This window comes from Amycolatopsis sp. NPDC104819, from assembly GCF_055583145.1.
In genome coordinates this window covers 240349-261257 of sequence record NZ_JBVJON010000015.1, presented here as the reverse complement: position 1 = coordinate 261257, position 20909 = coordinate 240349, and the positions used below count along the sequence as shown (strand labels likewise).

Below are 20909 nucleotides of genomic sequence, written 5' to 3'. Positions count from 1 at the left end.
AGGGGGGTGTTGGTTATTGTGTGTCCTGCCCCCCCCCCCCCCTCCCCCCCCCCCCCCCCCCCCCCCCCCCCCCCCCCCCCCCCCCCCCCCCCCCCCCCCCCCCCCCCCCCCCCCCACGCTCGGATCTCGACCCTGCCACCTCAGTCCACTGTGGATTCCCAACAATCCGGACAACCCACCGCCCCAGTCCCGAAAAATTGACAGCCTTACCTGTTCAGTTTACCCTGCCTATATGAGCGCCAAGACAGTCTCGCCCGCCGCGGTCACCGCCGCGCAGGCGTTGCGCGTCGTCGTCGGGCGGCTGCGGCGCCAGATGCAAGATGCCTCCGCCGTCGGTGAACTCACCTCCGCCCAAGCCTCCGCCCTCGCCCGGCTCGCCGTGAGTGAACCGTCGTCGGCGAGTGTGCTCGCCGGGGCCGAACGGGTGCGGCCGCAGTCGATGGCGGCCACCGTTGCTGCCCTGGAGAAGCTGGGGCTCGTGCGGCGGGAGGCCGATCCCGCCGATGGGCGCCGTCAGCTGCTCTTCCTCACCCCCGCCGGGCGGAAACACGGTCAGGGCGCCCGCGCGTCGCGGCACGAGTGGCTGGCGCGGACCCTCGCCCAGCGGCTCACCGAGCCCGAACTCGCCGTCGTCAACGAAGCCCTGGTCCTGCTCGAACGCGTCGTGGAGCCGTGAAGAGCGCAGCCCCCAGCGAAGCCGGCTTCAACCGGAAACTGCTCGCCCCGCTGATCTCGGGCGCCGTCCTGAACCCGGTCAACTCGACCGTCATCGCCGTTGCGCTGGTGCCGATCGGGGTCGCCTTCGGGGAACCGGCGTCGGCGACCGCGTGGCTGATCTCCTCGCTCTACCTCGCCACCGCCGTCGGGCAGCCGGTGGCGGGCCGGCTGATCGACCGCTACGGCCCGCGGCGGGTCTTCCTGCCCGCCACCGCACTGGTCGGCCTCACCGGAGTGATCGGCGTGCTCGCGCCGAACCTCGCGGTGCTCGTCGTCGCGCGGGTCGTGCTCGGCTTCGGCACCTGCGCCGGCTATCCGGCCGCGATGCGCCTCATCCGCGACGAAAGCGAGCGAACCGGCCAGGACAGCCCCGCGGCCGTGCTCACCGTGCTCGCGATCTCGACCCAGACGATCTCCGTGATCGGCCCGGCGCTCGGCGGGCTGCTCATCGGCGTCGGCGGCTGGCGGACGACCTTCGCCCTCAACATCCCGCTGGCGCTGTTCGCCTTCGTCCTCGGCGCCCGCCGGTTTCCGAAGCGGCCCAGGGAAACCGGGCCCAAGCGGGCCTTCGACCTCGACCTGCCCGGGATGGTGCTCTTCGCCGCCGCGCTCGTCGCGCTGCTGCTGTTCCTCATGCACCCGGGCGCGGGGGACTGGTACCTGCTTGTCATCACCGCCGTCGCGGCCGCGGGCTTCACCGCCCGCGAGCTGACGCACGCCCGGCCGTTCATCAACCTGCGGCTCCTCGGCCGCAACCGCCCGCTGCTGGCCACCTACGGGCGCGCGCTGCTGGCGTACGTCGTGTCCTACAGCGTCGTCTACGGCTACACCCAATGGCTCGAACACGGCCGTGGCCTGTCGGCGAGCGAAGCCGGCCTCGCCACTTTGCCGCTGTTCGCGGCCGGGATCGTCGTCTCGCTGGTCACCGGACGGCGGGAGGCGGTGCGCGGCAAGCTCGCCGTCGCCGCGGTCGGCCAGCTCGCCGGCTGCGCTCTTCTGCTGACGCTGGACTCCGCCGCCGCGGTCTGGCTGCTCGTCCTCGTCGCGGTCGTGTTCGGGATCCCGCAAGGACTCAACAGCCTCGCCCTGCAGAACTCCGTGTACCGCCAGGCCGATCCGGCCGACACCGGCGCGTCGGCCGGGCTGCTGCGCACCTTCGGCTACCTCGGCGCGATTATCTCCTCCGCGCTGCAAGGCGCGTTCTACGGCCAGGCCGCCGACACCGGCGGCCTGCACCACCTGGCGCTGCTGCTCATCGGCATCGGCGTCGTGTTCCTGCTCAGCACCGTGTTCGACCGATCGTTGAAGGAAAACAACCATGCCTGACGCCACGACCACCGCGCTGCTCGTGATGGACTACCAGAACGGGATCGTCGGGCAGCTGCCCGACACCGGCCCGCTCCTCGACCGGGTTTCCTTCGCCACCAAGCAGTTCCGCGAGCGCGGCGGCCACGTCGGCTGGGTCCGCGTCGCATTCGAAGACGCGGACTTCGACGCCATTCCCGAGACCAGCTTCTTCGGCGGGCTCGTCGCGTCGGCCCAGATGCGGGCGGCGATGCACGCCGACGCGCCCACCACCCAGCTCGACGCCCGGCTCGACCCGCAGCCCGGCGACGTCCAGGTCCGCAAGATCCGCGTCGGCGCCTTCACCACCACGGACCTCGACGAGCAGCTGCGCGCGCGGGGCGTCACCACGATCGTCCTGGCGGGGATCAGCACCAGCGGCGTCGTGCTGTCGACCGTGCGCGAGGCGATGGACCGCGACTACCGGATCGTCGTCCTGCGCGACGCCTGCGCCGACCGCGAAGCCGAGACCCACGACTTCCTCACCCGGCAGCTGTTCCCACGGGCCGCGCTCGTGACCGACGTGGCGGACCTCGACGCCGTCTGGGCCTGACTCAGGCCGGGATCGCCGCCGCGCCCAGGCGGCCCTGCAGCCACGCGGCCGCCAGCTCGACCCGGGAGTGGCAGCCCGTGCGCTCGAACAACGACGTCAGCCGGGCCTCGACGCGCTTTTCGCTGATCCTCAGCGCCGCCGCGATCTGGCGGTTCGTGCGGCCGCTCGCGACCAGGTCGGCGATCCGCTGCTCCAGCGGGTCGAGCGCCGCGCGGTCGGTGCGGTCGCGGGGGACGGTGATGCGGCGGCGGTCCAGCAGCTCGGCGACCGGGGCCATCGCGGCCGACGCGCCGAGCCGCTTCAGCGTCCGGTGCGCTTCGAGCAGCCACGGCGCCGGGACCGGGCTCAGCTCACCCAGCGCCACGCACGCTTCGGCGACCCGGAAGACGTCGCCCGAGCGGCGCGCCAGGTCGAGGCCCGCGCGGACCGCCACCGGATCCTCGCGGACCAGACCGCCGTAGACCAGGAACGTCTCCCGGGTCGACAGCGTGGGGTGGTGCTCGGTCAGGTCCTCCAGCTCGGCCAGCAACCGCTCGACACCGGTGTGGTCGTTCACCGAGCGCGCGCACCGCAGCAGCCGCGCCAGCAGGAACTCCGCGCCCGCGTGCACCCCCTGCCCGCGGCAGGCGACGTACTCCTCCCAGCCCAGCTCCACCGCTTCACCGGGCTGCCCGGCGTAACGACGCAACGCGCAGCGGACCCAGGCGACGTACGTGGCCGCGGCGGCGGGGAACGGGATCCGGCGCAGCCAGCTCGCGGCGCGGTCCGGTTCCCCGCGCTGGGCGCAGATCTCGGCGGCGAACACACTCGCGAACCGGTGCCGCCGCGGCGACTCCCACCACAGCCGGGCGCCTTCGAGACGCCGGGCCCGCGACAGCGCGGTGTCCCAGTCGCCCGCGCGGTAGGCCTCGCGCACGCCGTGCCAGCCGGCCGCGAAGCCGGTCGAAGGCGCGCGATAGCGGCCGGGCAGCAGGTTCTCCAGCACGTGGGGGAAGTCGTAGAGGTCGGCGGCTTCGGACACCTCGTCGGCGGCGGTGCCGGGCAGGCACGCGAGCAGGACGGTCGCGCCGAGGTCGAACAGGTCGTCCCCGCTGCCGCCCAGGTCGTGCGCGGCGGCCGAGGCCGCCGTGCGGTCGGCCCGCCGGACCGCGCCGAACAGCCGTGTGGCGGCGGGGCCGAGCGTGGCGGCCAGCGGCCGGACGACGTCGAGCTCGAGCAGCCGGTGTTCGTGGGCGAGCGCGCCGAGCCAGCACACCAGTGCCGTGGCCGACGGCCCCCGGCCGGTCAGCCGGGGCGCGACGACCGTGGCGAGGTCGTCCGCGAGCTGCCCGTAGGCGCCGGTCGCGAAGCTGTCGGCGAGCACCGCCCGCAGGACTTCGGGGAACCGCGGGTCGTCCGGATCGAGGCACCGCAACGCCGTGACGCGGTAGCGGCGCGCGTCGTCGGGGGCCGCGGTCTCCGCGCCTTCCACCAGCACCCCGGCCGCGTCGACGTCCACTGTGGACGGCGGCAGTTCGGCGAGGTGCCGGGCGATCGCGGACGCCGGGAGCGTCGAGCCGGCGCGCCGCTCGGCCATCAGGTGCCCGGCGATGCCGCCGTGCAGGGCCCGGCGCCAGCGGGCGTCCCGCTCCACCCGCAGCCGGTCGGCCAGCGCGGGCACGGGGAACCCGACCGCGCCGTCGTGCCCGATCCGCAGGACGTCGGTGCGCACCAGCTCGTCCAGCACCCGCCCGGCGGCGGGCAGCGACATCCCGGCCGAGGCGGCCAGCCCGGTCAGGTGGTCGACCGCCGGGGTGCAGTGCTCACCGAGCACCGCGACGACGGCGGCCAGCTTCCGCGCGGCCGGCCCGAGCGCGTGCAGCCGCAGCGGCAGCGGGTGGTTCGCCGGCAGCAGGATCGGCAGCCCGGTCCCGGCCAGGCACACGTGGTCGTCGACGACGACCAGGCAGCCGCGGGCGCGCAGCTCGGCGACCGTCGCGCGGACCGTGCCGGGGTTGCCGAACAGCGGGCCGAGGGCCGTGCGGAGGTTGTCGACGAGCCCGGGGTCGCTGGCGCGGCGGCCGTCGGCGGTGGTCCAGTCGGGCAGCAGCGCGGTGGTTTCGGCGGCGGTGAGCGGGCGCAGGTCGACCGTGCCGTCCGCGACGGCGAGCAGCCGGCCGGCGGGTCCACCGCCCTGCTCCGCGGCGGTCGCCACGGTGATCGTCCCGGCGGCGCGAGCGCCCTCGGCGACCAGCGCCAGCACCGCCGCGATGTCCGGCGGCAGGTGGTCGAAGTCATCGCACTGCAGCACGATCCGGGTGTAGGGCGCGAGGGTGGCGAAGATCGTGACGAGGTCGTGCGCCACCGGCAGCGGCCGGGGCCCGGCGCCGGAGTCGAGCCGGCTGCGCAGCCACGCCACCGCGGTCAGCATGCTCACCAGCTCGGGCCGGTCCAGCGCGGTGATCAGCTCGACCAGCTCGGTGGTCAGCCGCACCAGCGCGGTGTGCGGGGCCGCGCCCGCGGGCACCGCCAGCACCGCCGCGCCGGTCCGGCGGCCGCGCGCGGCCATCGCCGCCAGCGCCGTGCTGCGTCCCGCGCCGAGGCGTCCGCGCACCAGCCACACCGCGCCCGGGCCGGTGAGCACACGATCGAGCGCGGCGAGCGCGTCGCCCGGCCCGGCGTCCGTGACCGCCGTACTGCGCCGATCGTGACCAATCCGACCACCGCTACGGCCGAACGGCTTCGCATCAACGGTTCCGTCCCGCGTAAGGGGCGGCCTGCTTTTGGCCGGATCGGTAACTCCCATGTTCCTCCTCGACCGGCCCGGCGCCGGCGGCATCGGCGCGAACGGGCGGCGGATCGTCCCCCTGCTTTCCGAGCGTGCTGCCGCCTGTCCGGTTCGTCCAGCCGGGCCGCGGTCCCCGGTCACCTTCAGGCATCGTTGTTGCCCCGGCACACCCGGTCGACCGATCGGGACCGACGGGCGGCTCGCCGGAGCTGGTCAACTGGACGGCATGGTCGCTGCGAAGGGGGCGCGGGCGGACGCCCGCGCGGAGGAGGTCGGCTTCCTCCGGGACGACGCGTGGCTCGGCACGACACCGCTCACGGTGCTGGCCGGCGAACCGGGCAGCGGGCGCAGCACCGTGCTCGACCGGCTCGCCGCGGAGCTCGCGGGCTCGGCGACCGTCGTTGTCCTGCGGCTGGCCGAGCTCGATCGCGAACTGCCCTACGGCGTGGTGTACCGGCTGCTCAGCGGCCTGGAACCGGGCCGGTCGGAGGACGATCCGCCGGTGCAGCCCGCGCTGTCGCTGCTCTCCCGCGTGAGCGCGGCGCCCGGCGGCCGGCCGGAAACCGCGGCGATGGTCACCACCGCGGTGTTCCCGCTCCTGCGCGCCCGGGGCCCGCTGGTGGTGCTGGTGGACGATGCCCAGTGGCTGGACGAAGGCACCGCCGGTCTGCTGGGCCCGTTGCTGCGCCAGTGTTCCGAGGAGACGCGCATCGGCGTCGTCGCCACCCTGCGGCTCGGGGCCGGCGCCGACGCCCCGGCCCGCGCAACCTTTGCCCGGCTGCGGGCCGAAGGCCGGGCACGGCTGCGGCTGCTCCGACCGTTGTCCCGGACGCAGTCGCGGTCCCTGCTGGCCGGGCTGATCTCGGCCCGGCCGAGCGCGAGCCTGGTCGGCGAGCTGTACGCGGCGGGCCGCGGCAACCCGGCGGCGCTGACCGCGCTGGTCCGCGGGTACCGGTCCGCCGGGGCGATGCGGATCGTGGACCGCACGGCCTACCGCGCCGACTGGGTCGACCCGCCGGTCGCCACCGAGGACCACCCGCTGCTGCGCGTCACGACCGACGTCGGCGAGCAGGACCGGGAGGTGGCCGAGGCGATGGCGGTGCTCGCCCCACTGGGCGAGGCCGCGGCGACGCTGGCCGCGGCCGCGCTCGGCCGGGACGAGACCACCGTCCGGGCGGCGGTCGAGGGGCTCGTCGACCGGCGGGTGCTGGTCCGGCACCGTGACGGCCGGCTCTGGTTCCGGGTGCCCGCCGTCCGTGACGGCCTGTTGTCGCGGCTCGGGCCCTACGCCTGGCGGAACCTGGCCGCGCACGCCGTCCACGCGGTGTGGGAAGGCGAAGTCCGGGTGCCCGACGACGACTTCCTGCTCGACCGCGTCGCGCAGGCCGGCGCGCTCGTCGACGCCCGCCGGGCCGCCACCGAGCTGCTCGCCCACGGCCGGCGCGTGCTGCTCACCGACGGCGTCAAGGCCGAACGCTGGCTCAGCGCGGCGGTGGCCCGCGTGACGACCCCGGCCGAGCGGGCCGAAGCGCTGCTGCTGCTCAGCGGCGCGCGGGCGCTGCACTACCGGCAGGCCGAGGCGGGGGACTGCGCGCGGCACGTGCTGCGGGACCACGTCGCGCACCTCGAGCCGCACCAGGCGCAGGAGCTGTCGATCGTGTTCATCACCGGGCTGACCGCGCGCGGGGAGTTCGGCGAGCTCGCCGAGATCGCCGCGGGCGCGTCGCCGGTGCTGCCGGACGACCCGGCGCTGAAGGTCGTCAACCAGGCGTTCGCGCTGATGATGTCCGGCCGCTGGATCGAGGCGTGCGACCTGCTGGAGCGGCGGCGGGAGGTGTGGAGCGGCAGCAACAGCGTCACCGCCGACTTCGGGACGATGTTCCTGGCCGGCGCCCGGGTGGTGCTCGGGGACTCGTCGCAGCTGTTCGAGCTCGTCGAGCACCCGGAGCGGTGGCGCTCGGGGCACCTGCCGAACCACTGGTTCGAGCAGCGCCGGTTCGAGCTGGACATGTTGCTGCAGCTGGGGGAGCACCAGCACGCGCAGCGGCGGATGGCGGACGCGGGGCTGACCGTCGAGCAGCTGTCCGGGCCCGACCGGTTCTACCTCAACTACCTCGGCGGCGACTGGCCGGAGGCGATGGAGCTGGCCCGCCGGACGATGCTGGAGGGCACCGACCCGGCCCGGCCGATGCACAACATGATGATGGGCGGGGCGATCCGCATCCTCGGCGGGCAGGGCTGGCTGGCCCGTGCCCGGGCGCTGGCCGCCGACGGCCGCGACATGCCGATGTCGCACGTGATCGACCACGCGGAGTTCACCGTGCTGCGCAAGCTCGGCGACGACGAGGCCGCCGACGAGCTGCTGTTCGCGGCCGCCCGCAGCGCCGACCAGGGCGGCTACCTGCTCGGCACCGAGGACCTGTGGGCCGACCTGACGCGTTCGGCGCTGCTGCGGAAGAACCGCCGCGAGGCCGAGCACTGGGTGGACCGTTCGGCGCGCACGGCGATGCGCCTCGACACGGCCCGCGCACACCTGTGCCACCACCTGTCCCGGGCGGCGGCCTACCGCGACGCGGCGGCGGCCCGCCGCGCGGTGGCGATCGCCCGCGAACGCCGCGACGTCCCGTACGAGACGGCGATGGCGTACCTGTGGGCCGGCCTGGCGGGCTACGACACCGAGCGGCTGCTGAACGAGGCGTACGAGCTGTACGGCGAGGTGGGCGCGTGGTTCTGGCGAGCACGCCTGCGGAAAGTGTTGCGCGACATGGGGTTCGCCGGACCGGGACGAGCGGAGGCGGCGGCGGAGAACGAACGGCTGCTGGCGATCCTCGTGGCGGAAGGGCTGAGCAACCGGCAGCTGGCGGTGGTGCTCGATACGAGCGAGAAGAGCGTGGAGGGGCGGCTGTCGCGGATGTTCTCTCGGATCGGGTATGGGTCGCGGGTCGAGCTGGCGGCCGCGATCCTCACGGGCGAATACCTGTCCTGACCCGCGCCGGACCGCCATGAATGACTCATTCATGGCGTCTGACGTCATGAATGAGTCATTCAGTACGTTCGGACTCGCGCTGTCTACTGTGGACTGTCCACCGGCTGCGGCTGGTCCAGCGGGTTCTCGATCACCTTCGGCACCCGCCGCAACGTCCGCAGCGCCACCACCGACAGCACCACCATCACCGCCGCGCTGCCGAGCATGCTCGTCCGGATCCCGCCGACGAACGACTGCTCCGCCGCCAGGCGGACCGCGCTCGCCACCGGCTCCGGCAGGCCCGCCGCCACCGCCGCCGTGGCGCTGAACGACTCGTGGACCTGGGCCGCCAGCGCCGGGGGCACGCCCGCCGGGAGGGTCAGCTCCGCGTGGTACACCGCCGAAAGCACGCTGCCCACCACCGCGATGCCGAGGGATCCGCCGAGCTCGTACGCCGTCGCGGAGATCGCCGCCGCCGCGCCCGCGCGGTCCCTCGGCGCCGTGCCGAGGATCGTGTCGCCGGTGACCGTCAGGGTCAGCCCGGCACCCGCGCCGAACGCCACCTGGGCGGCCAGCACCAGCGTGTACGGCGTGTCCGCGCCCACCGAGCCGAACAGGCCGAACCCGAGCGCCGCCAGCGCCAGCCCGCCCGACACCGTCGGCGCGCGGCCGAACCGCCGCACGCACTTGGCCGCCAGCACCCCGCCGGCCACGAGCGCGGCCAGCGCGCCCGGCACGAACGCCAGGCCCGAGCGCAGCGGGCTCCAGCCCAGCACGAGCTGGAAGTACTGGCTGCTGATCAGCGCGAACGCCGACATCGTGAACACCGACACGAGGTTCGACCCGACCGACGCCGAGAACCCGCGCCGGCGGAACAGCTCCACGTCGATCAGCGGGGACGCCAGCCGACGCTGACGGCGGAGGAACACGACCAGACAGCCGCCGCCGAGCGCGAACGCCCCCAGCACCTCCGGGTACCACAGTCCGGCGTAGAACGCGCCCTTCAGCGCGTACACCAGCGCGATGACCCCGACGATCGAGAGCCCGACGCTGAGCGCGTCGAGCGGCAGCCGGTTGTTGCTGCGGGACTCCGGCACCAGCCGGGTCGCGAGCAGGATCAGCGCCGCGACCGGGACGTTGACGAGGAACACCGAACCCCACCAGAAGTGGTCCAGCAGCACCCCGCCGACGATCGGGCCGATCGCGAACCCGGCCGCCGACACCCCGGCGCCGGCGCCCACGGCCGCGGTCCGCGCCCGCTGGGTCGTGAACACCGCGCGCAGCAAGGAAGACGTCGACGGCAGCACGGCCGCGCCGGCCACACCCAGCAGGGCGCGGGCGACGATCAGCAGCCCGGCGGTCGGGGCGTAGGCGGCCAGCAGCGACCCCACGGCGAACGCCGTGACGCCGATGACCAGCACCCGGCGACGGCCGAGCCGGTCGCCGAGGTTGCCCATCGTCACCAGGAGCCCGCCCATGGCGAACCCGTAGACGTCGGCGATCCACAGCAGCTCCTCGGCGGACGCGCCGAGCTGGGTCGTGAGCGCCGGCACGGCCAGGTGCAGCACGGTCATGTCGATCGCGACCATCAGCTGCGCGAGGCAGGACACCAGGATCGTCGCGAGGTTGCGGACCCGGGTGCTCATGCCGCCACCGCCCGGGCCAGGCGCGGCCGCCGCGGCGGTTTCAGGGTGGCGCGCAGGTCGGCGCGCAGCAGGGTGAACCGCCCGGTCAGGCCGGGCAGCCGGTGCAGCAGGTGGTCCGGACCGGCGACGAGGACCCGGCCGACGCCGAGCCGGGCGAACCGGTGGACCAGCTCGGGTAGCCGCACCGCGTTGACCGTCGACTCCAGCAGGAGTGACGCCGCCCCGTCGCCGGTCCGGACCGGCTCTCCGTCCTGATCGGACACGATCGGCAGGACCGGGTCGGTGAACCCGAACCCGCCGAAGACTTCGGCCAGCTCGTCGCGCAGCGGGCCGAGCGCCCGCGCGTGCGCCGCCGGCCGCATGGTGGTGAGCGCGTAGCCGCCGGCCGCGCGGACCCGCCGGACGAACTCGCCGAGCTCGCTTTCCCGCAGCGTCACCAGGTGCACGTCGTCGTCGAACCGGCCGGACAGCTCGTGCCCGATCCCGTCGAGGACGCCGGCGAGCGCGGGTTCCGGGGTCCGGACGACGAACTGGCTCACCAGGTCCTGGTGCGCCCGCTCGAAGTAGGCCCGTTCGCGCCGGGCCACTTCCGCGACCAGCCGGACGAGGTCGGCCAGCGGCAGCGCCCCGGCGCGCACCACGGCGGCGCGCTCGCCGAAGCTGGACCCGCCGACCGCGACCGGCGCCAGGCCGTGCTCCTGCTCGGCCCGCTCGGCCACGGCCAGCGAGGCGAGCACGAACGCGAGCTGGCTGTGCTCGGTGTACTCGTCGCCGTCGCGGGCGAGCGGGTCCAGCAGGGAATGGCCGAGCGCCTCCTCCGCGACGCCGAGCAGCTTCCGCGCGCGGGGGTCGACGACGAGGAACCGGCCCAGCTCCCCGGCGCGGGCCGGGCCCATGCCGGGGAAGAGGACGGCGTCCGCGGTGTTGTCCACTGTGTACACCCAGTTTCGGCAGGAGGTTCAGAGCTGTTCGGCGACGGCGAACCGTTCCAGCTGCTGGCGGTCGGGTTTCCCGTTGCGGTTCAACGGGAACTGCTCGGTGACGAGCACGCGGTTCGGCTGCTCGGCCGGCGGCAGCACCCCGTTGATCCGGTCGCGCCAGTACCGCGGGTCGCGCAGGGCGTCGTCCTGGACGACGAACACGAGGCTCGACCCGCGCCGCTGGTCGGGCAGCGCGACGATCTTCGCCGAGCAGCCGCCTTCGGCCAGCCGGTGCTCGATGACGTCCGGGTGCAGGGTGTGCCCGTTGCGGTGCACCGCCCGCTTGCGGCCGACGACGAACAGGTTCCCGTCCGCGTCGAGCAGCCCGAGGTCGCCGGTGGCGTACCAGCCGCGGTCGACGGGCCGGATGCGCCCGGCGCCGTCGAGGTAGCCCTCCATCAGGTCGGGGTCGAGCACGAACAGCTCGCCGACCTCGCCGGCGGGCACCACGGTGCCGTCCTCGGCGCGCACCTCGACCTCGAGGCCCTCGACGACGTGCCCGCAGCCGTGCGGGTTCTCGAGGTTCGCGAAGGCGACGTTGCCCATCTCGGTGCTGCCGTAGCTGTCGAGCAGCGTCAGGCCGAACAGCTCCTCGCCCTGCTCGACGACGGCTTTCTCCAGCGGCGCCGCGCCACTGCACAGCATCCGCACCCGGCCGAAGTCCTCCTTCAGCGCCGGGCGCTTGGTGATGATGTTGAACAGGCTGCGGTAGGTCGACGGCGTCGCGTCGACGACCGTGGCCCCGGCCCGCCCGGCCAGGCGCAGCGCCCGGTCCGGACGGCGGTAGGGCGCGATCACGAACTCGCAGTCCCGCAGCCACGCGATGAGCACCATCGACAGGCCGTACTGGTGGTTGAACGGCAGCAGCGGCAGCAGGACGTCACCGGAGTGGTGCCCGACGAGGTCGGCGTTGCGCTCCAGGTTCTTCAGGAACTTCGCGCCGTTCTTCGCGACGCCCTTCGGTACGCCGGTCGAGCCGGACGACCACATCACCAGGCTGTCGGGCAGCTTCTCCCACGCGTCGAAGCGCAGGTGGACGTCGTCCGGCACGCGGTCCGCGGCGGCGACCATGATCTCGTAGGTGAACGCCGAGGGCGCGTCGGCGGGCATCGGCGCGTCGTCGTCGACAACGGCGAGCACCACCCCCGACGAGGCGATCGTCTCGGCGGTCCGGTCGGCGTGCTCCATGTGGTCCACCAGCACGATGGACGCGCCGACGTGCATCAGCGCGAGCAGGACGGTCAGGTAGCCCAGCGTGTTCTCGGCCTTGAGCAGCACGCGGTCGCCGGAGCCGACCCCGCGGTCGCGCAGCACCTCGGCCACGCGCAGGGCCTGCTGTTCGAAGGCCGCGCCGCCGGTGACCGCGTCGGGGGAATAGATCTTCGCGAACATGGGAAGTCCTTTCCGCTGGTCAGTCGAGGCTCACCGGGGCGATCTCGTCGAAGACGTCACCGGGACCGGGGTTTTCCGGGTGGGTGCCGCCGCCGAGGTGCCCGACGACGCCCCAGACGGCGTTCAGCGCCGTGGTGACCGCGCTCTCGGAGAACCCGGCGATCCACGCGACGTCGTCGCCGGCCAGGAAGAACCCGCGGTGGTCCGGCGCGGTGTCCCGCTGCATGAACTGGGTGAACAGCCGCCGCTGGTAGCGGTAGCTGCCGGGCAGGCACGACTTGAACGCGCCCTTGAAGTGCGGCTGGGTCTCCCAGGTGATGGCGATCGGCGGGCCGATCATGTGCGAGCGGATGTCGACCCCGGGGTAGATCTTCGCGAGCGCGTCGAGCATGACGTCGAGGCGCTCCTCGGCGCCCAGCGACGCGACCTTCAGCGAGTCGTCGTTCCAGGTGTAGGACAGCAGCATCACGCCGGGCTCGTCGGGGCCGTTCTCGATGAGGTAGACCCCGCGCGGGAAGCGGTCGGTGAGGGTGGTGCTCATGACGTCGCGGCCGGTGGCCGGGTCCTGGTCGAGCCAGAACGGGCGGTCGGTGATGACGAACAGCTTCGACGCGCCCATGTAGTGGGTGCGCTCGAGCGCGGTCCACACCGGCTGGGGCAGCAGGTCCTCGTCGGCCTTCATGCCGGAGAGCAGGTTCCAGTTCTGCGCGGCGAAGATCGCCGCCGGGTAGGTGCGCACGCCGCGGCCGGAGTCCTCGATCGTGAACCCGCGGCCGGTGCGGTCGATCCGCACGACGCCGGGACGCGGCTCGCCGCCGTGCAGCTTCGCCAGCGACGTCCCGACCGGCCAGTACTCCAGGTCGGCCGGCTCGTCGGCCCACAGCCCGAGCGGCAGCTGCTGGCAGCCGCCGAGGATGCGGTGGTGCTCGTCGCTGGTGTCGGTGGCGATGACCCGCAGGATCTCCAGCGCGGAGTTGGGGAAGTCGGTGTCCCAGCCGCCGCAGCCGAAGCCGACCTGGCCGAAGATCTCGCGGTGCTCGAAGGAGGAGAACAGCGGGGACGAGGTCAGGAAGCCGTAGAACGACTCGTTGTCGAACTTGGCCACCAGGTGGTTCCACAGCGCCTTGATGGTCGCGAAGTCGCGGCGCCGGATGGCGTCCTCGAGCAGCGACATGTCCGCCTGCTCCTGCAGGGTCTTCGTCCAGGCGTCGTTGACGTCCCGGTAGACCGACGGCAGGTCGGCCGACGTGCGGGCCCAGTGGCTCTCGCCGTGCAGGTTGATCACCGTGCTCGGGGAAGCGGCCGAGAGCGGGTTGGGGAACGGCGTGGTCTGCAGCCCCAGCTTGTCGATGTAGTGGAAGAGCGTGCCGGCCGACGGCGGGAAGCGCATCGCGCCCAGCTCCGCGACGGCGTCGGGGTACCCGTCGAGGGTGACCGAGCGCATCCGGCCGCCGAGCTGCTCGGCTTCGTAGATCACCGGCTTCAGGCCGAGCTTCATCAGCTCGTAGGCGGCCACCATCCCGGACAGCCCGCCGCCGATCACGGCGACCTCGGTGCCGTGCGCGTGCTCCGGCACGCGGCCCAGGCCGGCGGGGTGCTTGACCCAGTCGTCGTAGGCGAACGGGAAGTCGGGACACAGCATGCTCGCCGAACCCGCCTCGGCCCGCAGGCCGGGCCGTGTGCGTTCTTCAACGGGGGACATGGTCATCGGCGTTACCTCCGGCTCGGGTTCTGGCGTCGCGCGGGCATCCCGTGGCCGGCCACGCCGCCGGGAAGGGATGCCTTCGCTGTCGCCGGACGCGGCCTGTGCGGCCACGGGTCTCGGCGCTGAAATCCGGTTCGCCGAGGGCCACGTTATCGATTCGGCACGCCGGCGCCCGGATACCTTTTCCACTCCTCGCCCACGGCCCGGAAACTCCGTGCCGGTTACCGGGGCGTGGAACAGTTCCCCCGGGGCACCACGCCAGGCGTGGCTACCTTGGCCGCTGAGATCCCTGAGCCGGGCGACCCGAGGTGGCGAGTGCGCGCATGAGCGAGCTGGATTCCCTGCGGCGGCTGGAAGGCCGGCCACGGCCCGAGCGGCGGCGGACGCTGCTCGGCCTGGTGCGGCGCGCGACGGCGGCGGTGCTGGACGGGCCGGCGCCCGCGGCCGGCCGCACGTTCGCCGACCTCGGCTTCGACTCGCTGCTCGCCGTGCGCCTGCACGAGCGGCTGAGCGCCGAGACCGGCGCCGACCTGCCGGTGACGCTGGCCTACGACCACCCCGGACCGGAGGCGGTAGCGGACTTCCTCGACGAAACGCTGTACGGCGGTGGTTCCGCGGCGGCCGCGTCGGTGTCCACAGGGGACACCGCGGAGCCGGTGGTGATCGTCGGGATCGGCTGCCGGTTCCCCGGCGGCGCGCACTCCCCGGCCGACGTGTGGTCCATTGTGGACGACGGCAGGGACGTCATCTCCGAGTTCCCGGACGACCGCGGCTGGGACGTCGACGGCCTGTACGACCCGACACCGGGCACGCCGGGCCGGACTTATGTTCGCCACGGCGGTTTCCTGCACGACGCCGCCGAGTTCGACGCCGGGTTCTTCGGTGTCTCGCCGCGCGAGGCGCTGGCGATGGACCCGCAGCAACGCCTCGTCCTGGAGACGGCGTGGGAGGCCCTGGAGCGCGCCGGGATCGACGCGGGGAGCCTGGCGGGCAGCCCGACCGGGGTGTTCGTCGGCGCCGAGCCACAGGAGTACGGCACCCGGCTGGCCGACGCGCCCGACGGCCTCGACGGGCACCTGCTCACCGGCAGCGCCCCGAGTGTCGTCTCCGGCCGGATCGCCTACACCCTCGGCCTGCAGGGCCCCGCGCTGACCGTCGACACCGCGTGCTCGGCGTCGCTGGTGGCGATGCACCTCGCCGTGCGCGCGCTGCGGGCCGGCGACTGCAGCCTGGCGCTGGCGGGCGGGGTCGCCGTGCTCGGCACGCCGGGGCCGTTCGTCGCGTTCTCCCGCCAGCGCGGCCTGGCCGCGGACGGCCGCTGCAAGCCTTTCTCGGCCGCCGCGGACGGGACGGCGTGGGCCGAAGGCGCCGGGATGTTCGTCCTGGAACGGCTTTCCGACGCCCGCCGGCACGGGCACCCGATCCTCGCCGTGGTCCGCGGCAGCGCGGTGAACTCCGACGGCGCGTCGAACGGCCTCACCGCGCCGAACGGGCCTTCGCAGCAGCGCGTGATCCGGGCCGCGCTCGCCGACGCAGGACTGGCTGCTTCGGACGTCGATGTCGTCGAGGCGCACGGCACCGGCACCACCCTCGGCGACCCGATCGAGGCGCAGGCCCTGCTGGCCACCTACGGCCGAGACCGTGCCGAACCGCTGCGGCTCGGTTCCGTGAAGTCCAACCTCGGGCACACCCAGGCCGCGGCGGGCGCGGCCGGCGTCATCAAGCTGGTCGAGGCCTTCGGGCACGAGTGGCTGCCCCGGACCCTGTACGCCGAGGTGCCGACCCCGGCCGTCGACTGGACGGCCGGCGCGGTCTCCCTGCTCACCGAGCCCGTGGCCTGGCCGCGGGGTGAGCAGCCGCGGCGCGCGGCGGTGTCGTCGTTCGGCATCTCCGGCACGAACGCCCACCTGATCCTCGAAGAGCCGCCGCTGCCGGAGCCCGCCGAGCCCGAGCCGCCGGTGCCGTCGCCGATCGTGCTTGCCTTCTCGGCCGCCGACCCGGACGCGCTGCGGGCCCAGGCCGAGCAGCTCGCCGCCGTCGACGCGCACCCGGCCGACCTCGCCTTCTCCCTCGCTCGCTCCCGCGCGACCCTGCCCGAGCGCGCGTTCGTCGTGGCTCCCGACCCCGCGGGCCTCGTGGACGCGCTGACCGCGTTCGACGAGCGTGTCCTGCGGGGCGGCCCGCTGCCGGAGGCGGCGGACCTCGCCTACCTGTTCACCGGCCAGGGCGCGCAGCGGGTCACGATGGGCGCCGAGCTGTACGACGCTTTCGACGTCTACGCCGACACGTTCGACGAGGTCTGCGCGCACGCCGACCTCCAGCTGGACGTCCCGCTGCGGGACGTCGTCTTCGGGCGTTCGGAGCTGCTGGACCGCACCGACTACGCGCAGCCCGCGTTGTTCGCGGTGGAAGTCGCGCTGTACCGCCTGCTGGAGAGCTGGGGCGTGACCCCGGCGTACCTGTGCGGGCATTCGGTCGGCGAGTTCGCGGCCGCGCACGTGGCCGGGGTGCTTTCGCTGGCCGACGCCGCGATGCTCGTCACCGCGCGCGGCCGGCTCATGCGGCAGCTGCCCGAAGGCGGCGCGATGGTGTCGCTGCGGGCGTCGGAAGAGACGGCCCGCGCGCTGCTGGCGGGCCACGAGGACCGCGCCGGGATCGCCGCGGTCAACGACGAAGAGGCCGTTGTCCTTTCCGGTGACGCCGAGGTCCTGCGCGCCGCGCTCGCCGGCTTCGACGGCAAGACGAAGTGGCTCAACGTCAGCCACGCGTTCCACTCGCCGCTGATGCGGGACATGGTCGGGGAGTTCGGCCGGATCGCGCGCCTGGCCGCCTACCGGCCGGCCGCTCTGCCGATCGTCTCGACGGTCACCGGGGAGATCGGCGGCCACGACACCGCCGACTACTGGGTCCGGCACGTCGAGGCCGCTGTCCGGTTCGCCGACGCCGCCCGCACGCTGGGCGCGGCGGGCTGCGGCACCTACCTGGAGCTGGGTCCGGACGGCGTGCTGTCCGCGCTGGTCGACGCCGGGGTCGCCCGGCCGCTGCTGCGCCGCGACCGCCCCGAGGTCCCCGAGCTCCTCGCCGCGCTGGGCACCGCCCACGTGCGCGGGGTGGACGTCGACTTCGCCGCCCTCGCCCCGGGAGGGCGGCGGATCGACCTCCCCACCTACCCCTTCCAGCGGTCGCGGTTCTGGCTGACGGCGGGTTCGGCCGCGGACGCGCGCGGGCTGGGCCTGCGGCGCGCGGACCATCCGCTGCTGGGCGCCGTCGTCCCGGTCGCCGACGGCGACACCGTTTTCACCGCGCGGCTGTCGGCCGCCGACCAGCCGTGGCTCGCCGGGCACCGCGTCGGCGGTGAGATCCTCTTCCCGGGCACGGGTTTTCTCGAGCTCGCGCTGCACGCCGGAGCCGAGACCGGCTGCCCGGCCGTCGAGGAGCTGACCTTGGGCGCGCCGCTCGTGCTCTCGGCTCCCGCCGAGGTCCAGGTGGTCGTCTCACCCGAGGAGGGCGGCCGCCGCACGCTCACCATCCACTCGCGCCCCGAGACCGCCGACGACTGGACTCGCCACGCGACCGGCACCCTGGCGGAGCTTTCACGTGAAAGCTCGGGGTCGGTGCCGTGGCCGCCGCCGGGGGAGGCCCGGGAGCTGGACTACGACAACCTGCCGGGCTTCGAGTACGACGGCGTTTTCCGTGGTCTGCAGGCCGCTTGGGTGGACGGCGACGACGTCTACGCCGAGGTTTCCGTGCCCGAAGGCGGTTTCGGGATGCACCCGGCGCTGCTGGACTCCGCGCTGCACGCGCTCTTCCTGCGGGAGTCCGCCGAGTCCGCGGGCGGCCTGCCGTTCTCCTGGTCCGGGGTCCGGCTGCACGCGAGCGACGCGAAGTCGTTGCGCGTCCGGCTGTCGTTCCAGGCCGGGGACACCGTGTCGCTGGTCGCGGCCGACGACGCCGGCGAGGTGGTGCTGAGCGTCGACGCGCTGGTCGTCCGGCGGCCCGCCGCGCGGAGCCGGGAGCTGCCGTCCGGGCTGTACACGGTGGACTGGGTCCCGGTGCGGGCGGCGGAGCCCGTCGAGCCGGCGGCCGTGCTGACCGTCGAGACGGACGGCGACCCGGTCACCGCCACCCACCGGGCGACCGCTCAGGTCCTCGAAGCGCTCCAGGACTGGGTGACACGCGACGAGTCCACATTGGTCGTCCACACGCGACAGCAGGACCCGGCGGCCGCGGCGGTCTGGGGCCTGGTCCGCAGTGCCCAGGCCGAGCACCCGGGCCGGTTCGTCGTGGTCGAGGGTGACCTCGCCGACGTGCCCCTGGCTGTCGGCACCGGTGAGCCGCAGGTCGCGGTGCGCGACGGCGTCCCGCTCGTGCCGCGGATCGCCGAAGCGGGCGGAGTTCTCCTGCCGCCCGAAGGACCGTGGCGGCTGGACAAGGCCGGTGAAGGCACGGTCGACCACCTGGTCTTGACGGACGCCGACGAGCCGGAGCTGGGCCCCCTCGACGTCCGCATCGCGGTGCGCGCCGCCGGGCTGAACTTCCGGGACGTGCTCAACGTCCTCGGCATGTACCCCGGCGAGGCCGGGCCGCTCGGCTGCGAGGTCGCCGGCACCGTCCTCGAGACCGGCGCCGCGATCACCGACCTCTCGCCGGGCGACCGGGTGATGGGCATGGTGCACGGCGGCATCGGCCCGGTCGCCGTCGGCGAGCGCCCGATGCTCACCCGCGTCCCGGACGGCTGGACCGACGAGCAAGCCGCGACCACCCCGCTGGTGTTCCTGACCGCGTACTACGCCCTCGTTGATCTCGCCCAGCTCCAAGCCGGGGAGTCGATCCTCGTCCACTCCGCGGCCGGTGGGGTCGGCATGGCCGCGACACAGCTCGCTCAGCACCTGGGCGCCGAGGTCTACGGCACGGCGAGCGAGGGCAAGCAGCACGTCCTGCGCGCGGCCGGGCTGGACGACGACCACATCGCGTCCTCCCGCACCCTGGAGTTCGAAGAGCGGTTCAGCGGCATCAACGTCGTGCTCAACGCCCTGGCCGGGGACTTCGTCGACGCGTCGATGCGCACGCTGGCGCCCGGCGGGCGGTTCCTCGAGATGGGCAAGACCGACGTCCGCGAAGGCCCCGGCTACCGGGCGTTCGACCTCATCGAGGCGGGCCCCGAGCGGACCGCGCGGATCTGGGACGCGCTCACCGAGCTGTTCGCCGCCGGCGCCCTGACCCCGCTGCCGGTGCGGACCTGGGACGTCCGCGGGGCCCGGGAGGCGTTCCGGTTCCTCAGCCAGGCCAAGCACATCGGCAAGATCGCCCTGACGATCCCGCGCGCGCTCGACCCCGGGCGGACCGTGCTCGTCACCGGCGGCACCGGCGGGCTGGGCGCGCTCGTGGCCCGGCACCTGGTGACCACCCACGGCGCGCGGAAGCTGCTGCTCACCAGCCGCCGCGGCCCGGCCGCCCCGGGCGCGGCGGAGCTGCGCGCCGAGCTGACCGGGCTGGGCGCGCAGGTGGACGTCGTGGCCTGCGACGTCGCCGACCGCGACGCCGTGGCCGCGCTGCTCCAGGACGTCGACCTCACCGGCGTGGTGCACACCGCCGGGGTGCTCGACGACGGCATCCTGACCTCGCTCACCCCGGAGCGCCTCGCGGGGGTCCTGCGCCCCAAGGCGGACGCGGCCTGGCACCTCCACGAGCTGACGAAGAACCACGATCTCGCCCTGTTCGCGCTTTACTCGTCGGTGTCCGGCATCGTCGGCTCGGCCGGGCAGGCGTCCTACGCGGCCGCGAACACCTTCCTCGACGCGCTCGCCGAACACCGGCGGGAGCAGGGCTTGCCCGCCGTCTCGCTGGCGTGGGGCCTGTGGCGGGAAGGCATGGGCAGCGGGCTGGCCGACACCGACGTCGACCGCATGGCCCGCGAAGGACTGCCGGCGCTCACCGCGGAGACCGGGCTGAAGCTCTTCGACGCCGCGCTCGCCGGCGGCTTCACCACGGTGCTGCCGATCGAGCTCGACCGCGCCGCGCTGCGGGCCCACGCCCGCACCACCGAGGTCGCGCCGGTGCTGCGGGGCCTCGCGAAGGTCATCACCCGCCGGGCCGTGACCACCGCACGCCAGGAGACCGGCCTGCGGGAACGGCTGGCCACACTGCCGGACGACGAACGCCGGAGCGTCGTCGTCGACCTCGTGCGGCACAACGCCGCCGCGGTGCTCGGCCACGAAGCGGGCGGCGCGATCGACCCGGCCCGCGCGTTCAAGGACCTCGGCTTCGACTCGCTGACGTCGGTGGAGCTGCGCAACCGGATGAACGCCGTCACCGGCCTGCGGCTGTCGGCGACCGCGGTGTTCGACCACCCGACCGTGGCCGCGCTCGCCGCGCACCTGCTCGCCGAGCTCGCGCCGCCGGAGGTGGACGCCGCCGACGCGGTGCTCGCCGAGCTCGAGCGCCTGGGGACCCGGCTGGCGGCCGTGGCCGACGACGGGCGGATCGCCGCGCGGCTGCGGCAGCTGCTCGACGGCGTCACCACGACCGGGTCCGACGTCGGCGGCCGGCTCGAGGACGCCAGCGCCGACGAGGTCGTCGACTTCCTCGCGACCGAGCTCGGGATCTCCTGATGGCGGAGAAGGACGTCGAGCGGGTGCGGGCGGAGATCGACGCGCTCGGCAAGAGCCTGCGCGCGCTGAAACCCAAGGAGCGCAAGAAGGTCGCCAAGCCGCTGAAGAAGCTGCTGCTGGAGTACGCGTCCGCGGACGGCGACAAGGAGTTCGACGACCTGCTGTTCGACGCCGCCGTCGACAAGGTCTTCGACTTCCTCGCCGACGAGATCTTCTGACCACAGTGAGG

The 20909-nt window shown here is 74.1% G+C and carries 11 protein-coding genes; 6 read left to right on the top strand and 5 right to left on the bottom strand.

Translation table 11 applies throughout. From position 1 onward, the window contains the following. Positions 1-232: 232 nt before the first annotated feature. From ACZ63E_RS38095 to ACZ63E_RS38085, 3 genes are read left to right on the top strand one after another with little or no spacing between them, the layout of a single operon-like run. Positions 233-676 (top strand): MarR family winged helix-turn-helix transcriptional regulator, encoded by a 444-nt coding sequence (locus ACZ63E_RS38095; RefSeq protein ID WP_465312155.1) that lies wholly within the window; start codon positions 233-235, stop codon positions 674-676. Then, a complete protein-coding gene (locus ACZ63E_RS38090; protein ID WP_465341189.1) occupies positions 673-2043 on the top strand; it encodes an MFS transporter in 1371 nt (456 codons plus the stop codon). The genes ACZ63E_RS38095 and ACZ63E_RS38090 overlap by 4 nt, the downstream gene beginning before the upstream one ends. Then, complete coding sequence (locus ACZ63E_RS38085; RefSeq protein WP_465341188.1) at positions 2036-2614, top strand: cysteine hydrolase family protein; 579 nt, start codon at positions 2036-2038, stop codon at positions 2612-2614. Before ACZ63E_RS38090 ends, ACZ63E_RS38085 begins: the two co-directional genes overlap by 8 nt. 1 nt (position 2615) lies before the next feature. Here the strand turns inward: ACZ63E_RS38085 and ACZ63E_RS38080 are convergent, their stop codons facing one another. Continuing rightward, the gene (locus tag ACZ63E_RS38080) at positions 2616-5207 is read right to left on the bottom strand and encodes a helix-turn-helix transcriptional regulator (RefSeq protein WP_465341186.1); all 2592 of its coding nucleotides are present in this window, start codon (positions 5205-5207) and stop codon (positions 2616-2618) included. Positions 5208-5607: 400 nt separating this feature from the next. Here ACZ63E_RS38080 and ACZ63E_RS38075 point away from each other — a divergent pair, with 400 nt between their 5' ends. Beyond that, on the top strand, positions 5608-8367 hold the full coding sequence (locus ACZ63E_RS38075; RefSeq protein WP_465341185.1) for an AAA family ATPase: 2760 nt from the start codon (positions 5608-5610) through the stop codon (positions 8365-8367). An 83-nt stretch (positions 8368-8450) separates the two neighbouring features. Here ACZ63E_RS38075 and ACZ63E_RS38070 read toward each other — a convergent pair whose 3' ends face one another. Genes ACZ63E_RS38070 through ACZ63E_RS38055 form a run of 4 tightly spaced genes read right to left on the bottom strand, consistent with a single transcriptional unit; the run spans position 8451 to position 14072 of the window. Then, positions 8451-9992: an MFS transporter gene (locus tag ACZ63E_RS38070; RefSeq protein WP_465341184.1), complete on the bottom strand. Its 1542-nt coding sequence runs from the start codon at positions 9990-9992 to the stop codon at positions 8451-8453. Further along, positions 9989-10924 (bottom strand): ACP S-malonyltransferase, encoded by a 936-nt coding sequence (locus ACZ63E_RS38065; RefSeq protein ID WP_465341182.1) that lies wholly within the window; start codon positions 10922-10924, stop codon positions 9989-9991. Before ACZ63E_RS38065 ends, ACZ63E_RS38070 begins: the two co-directional genes overlap by 4 nt. A gap of 27 nt (positions 10925-10951) precedes the next feature. After that, a complete protein-coding gene (locus ACZ63E_RS38060; RefSeq protein WP_465341180.1) occupies positions 10952-12364 on the bottom strand; it encodes a class I adenylate-forming enzyme family protein in 1413 nt (470 codons plus the stop codon). A gap of 19 nt (positions 12365-12383) precedes the next feature. Further along, positions 12384-14072, bottom strand: coding sequence for a flavin monoamine oxidase family protein (locus ACZ63E_RS38055; RefSeq protein WP_465341179.1), 1689 nt, complete (start codon positions 14070-14072; stop codon positions 12384-12386). 320 nt (positions 14073-14392) lie between these two features. Here ACZ63E_RS38055 and ACZ63E_RS38050 point away from each other — a divergent pair, with 320 nt between their 5' ends. Together ACZ63E_RS38050 and ACZ63E_RS38045 are read left to right on the top strand one after the other, a co-directional pair. After that, positions 14393-20680, top strand: a complete 6288-nt coding sequence (locus tag ACZ63E_RS38050; protein ID WP_465341178.1) for an SDR family NAD(P)-dependent oxidoreductase — start codon at positions 14393-14395, stop codon at positions 20678-20680. Further along, positions 20680-20898, top strand: a complete 219-nt coding sequence (locus ACZ63E_RS38045) for a hypothetical protein (RefSeq protein ID WP_465341177.1) — start codon at positions 20680-20682, stop codon at positions 20896-20898. The genes ACZ63E_RS38050 and ACZ63E_RS38045 overlap by 1 nt, the downstream gene beginning before the upstream one ends. Positions 20899-20909 lie beyond the last annotated feature (11 nt).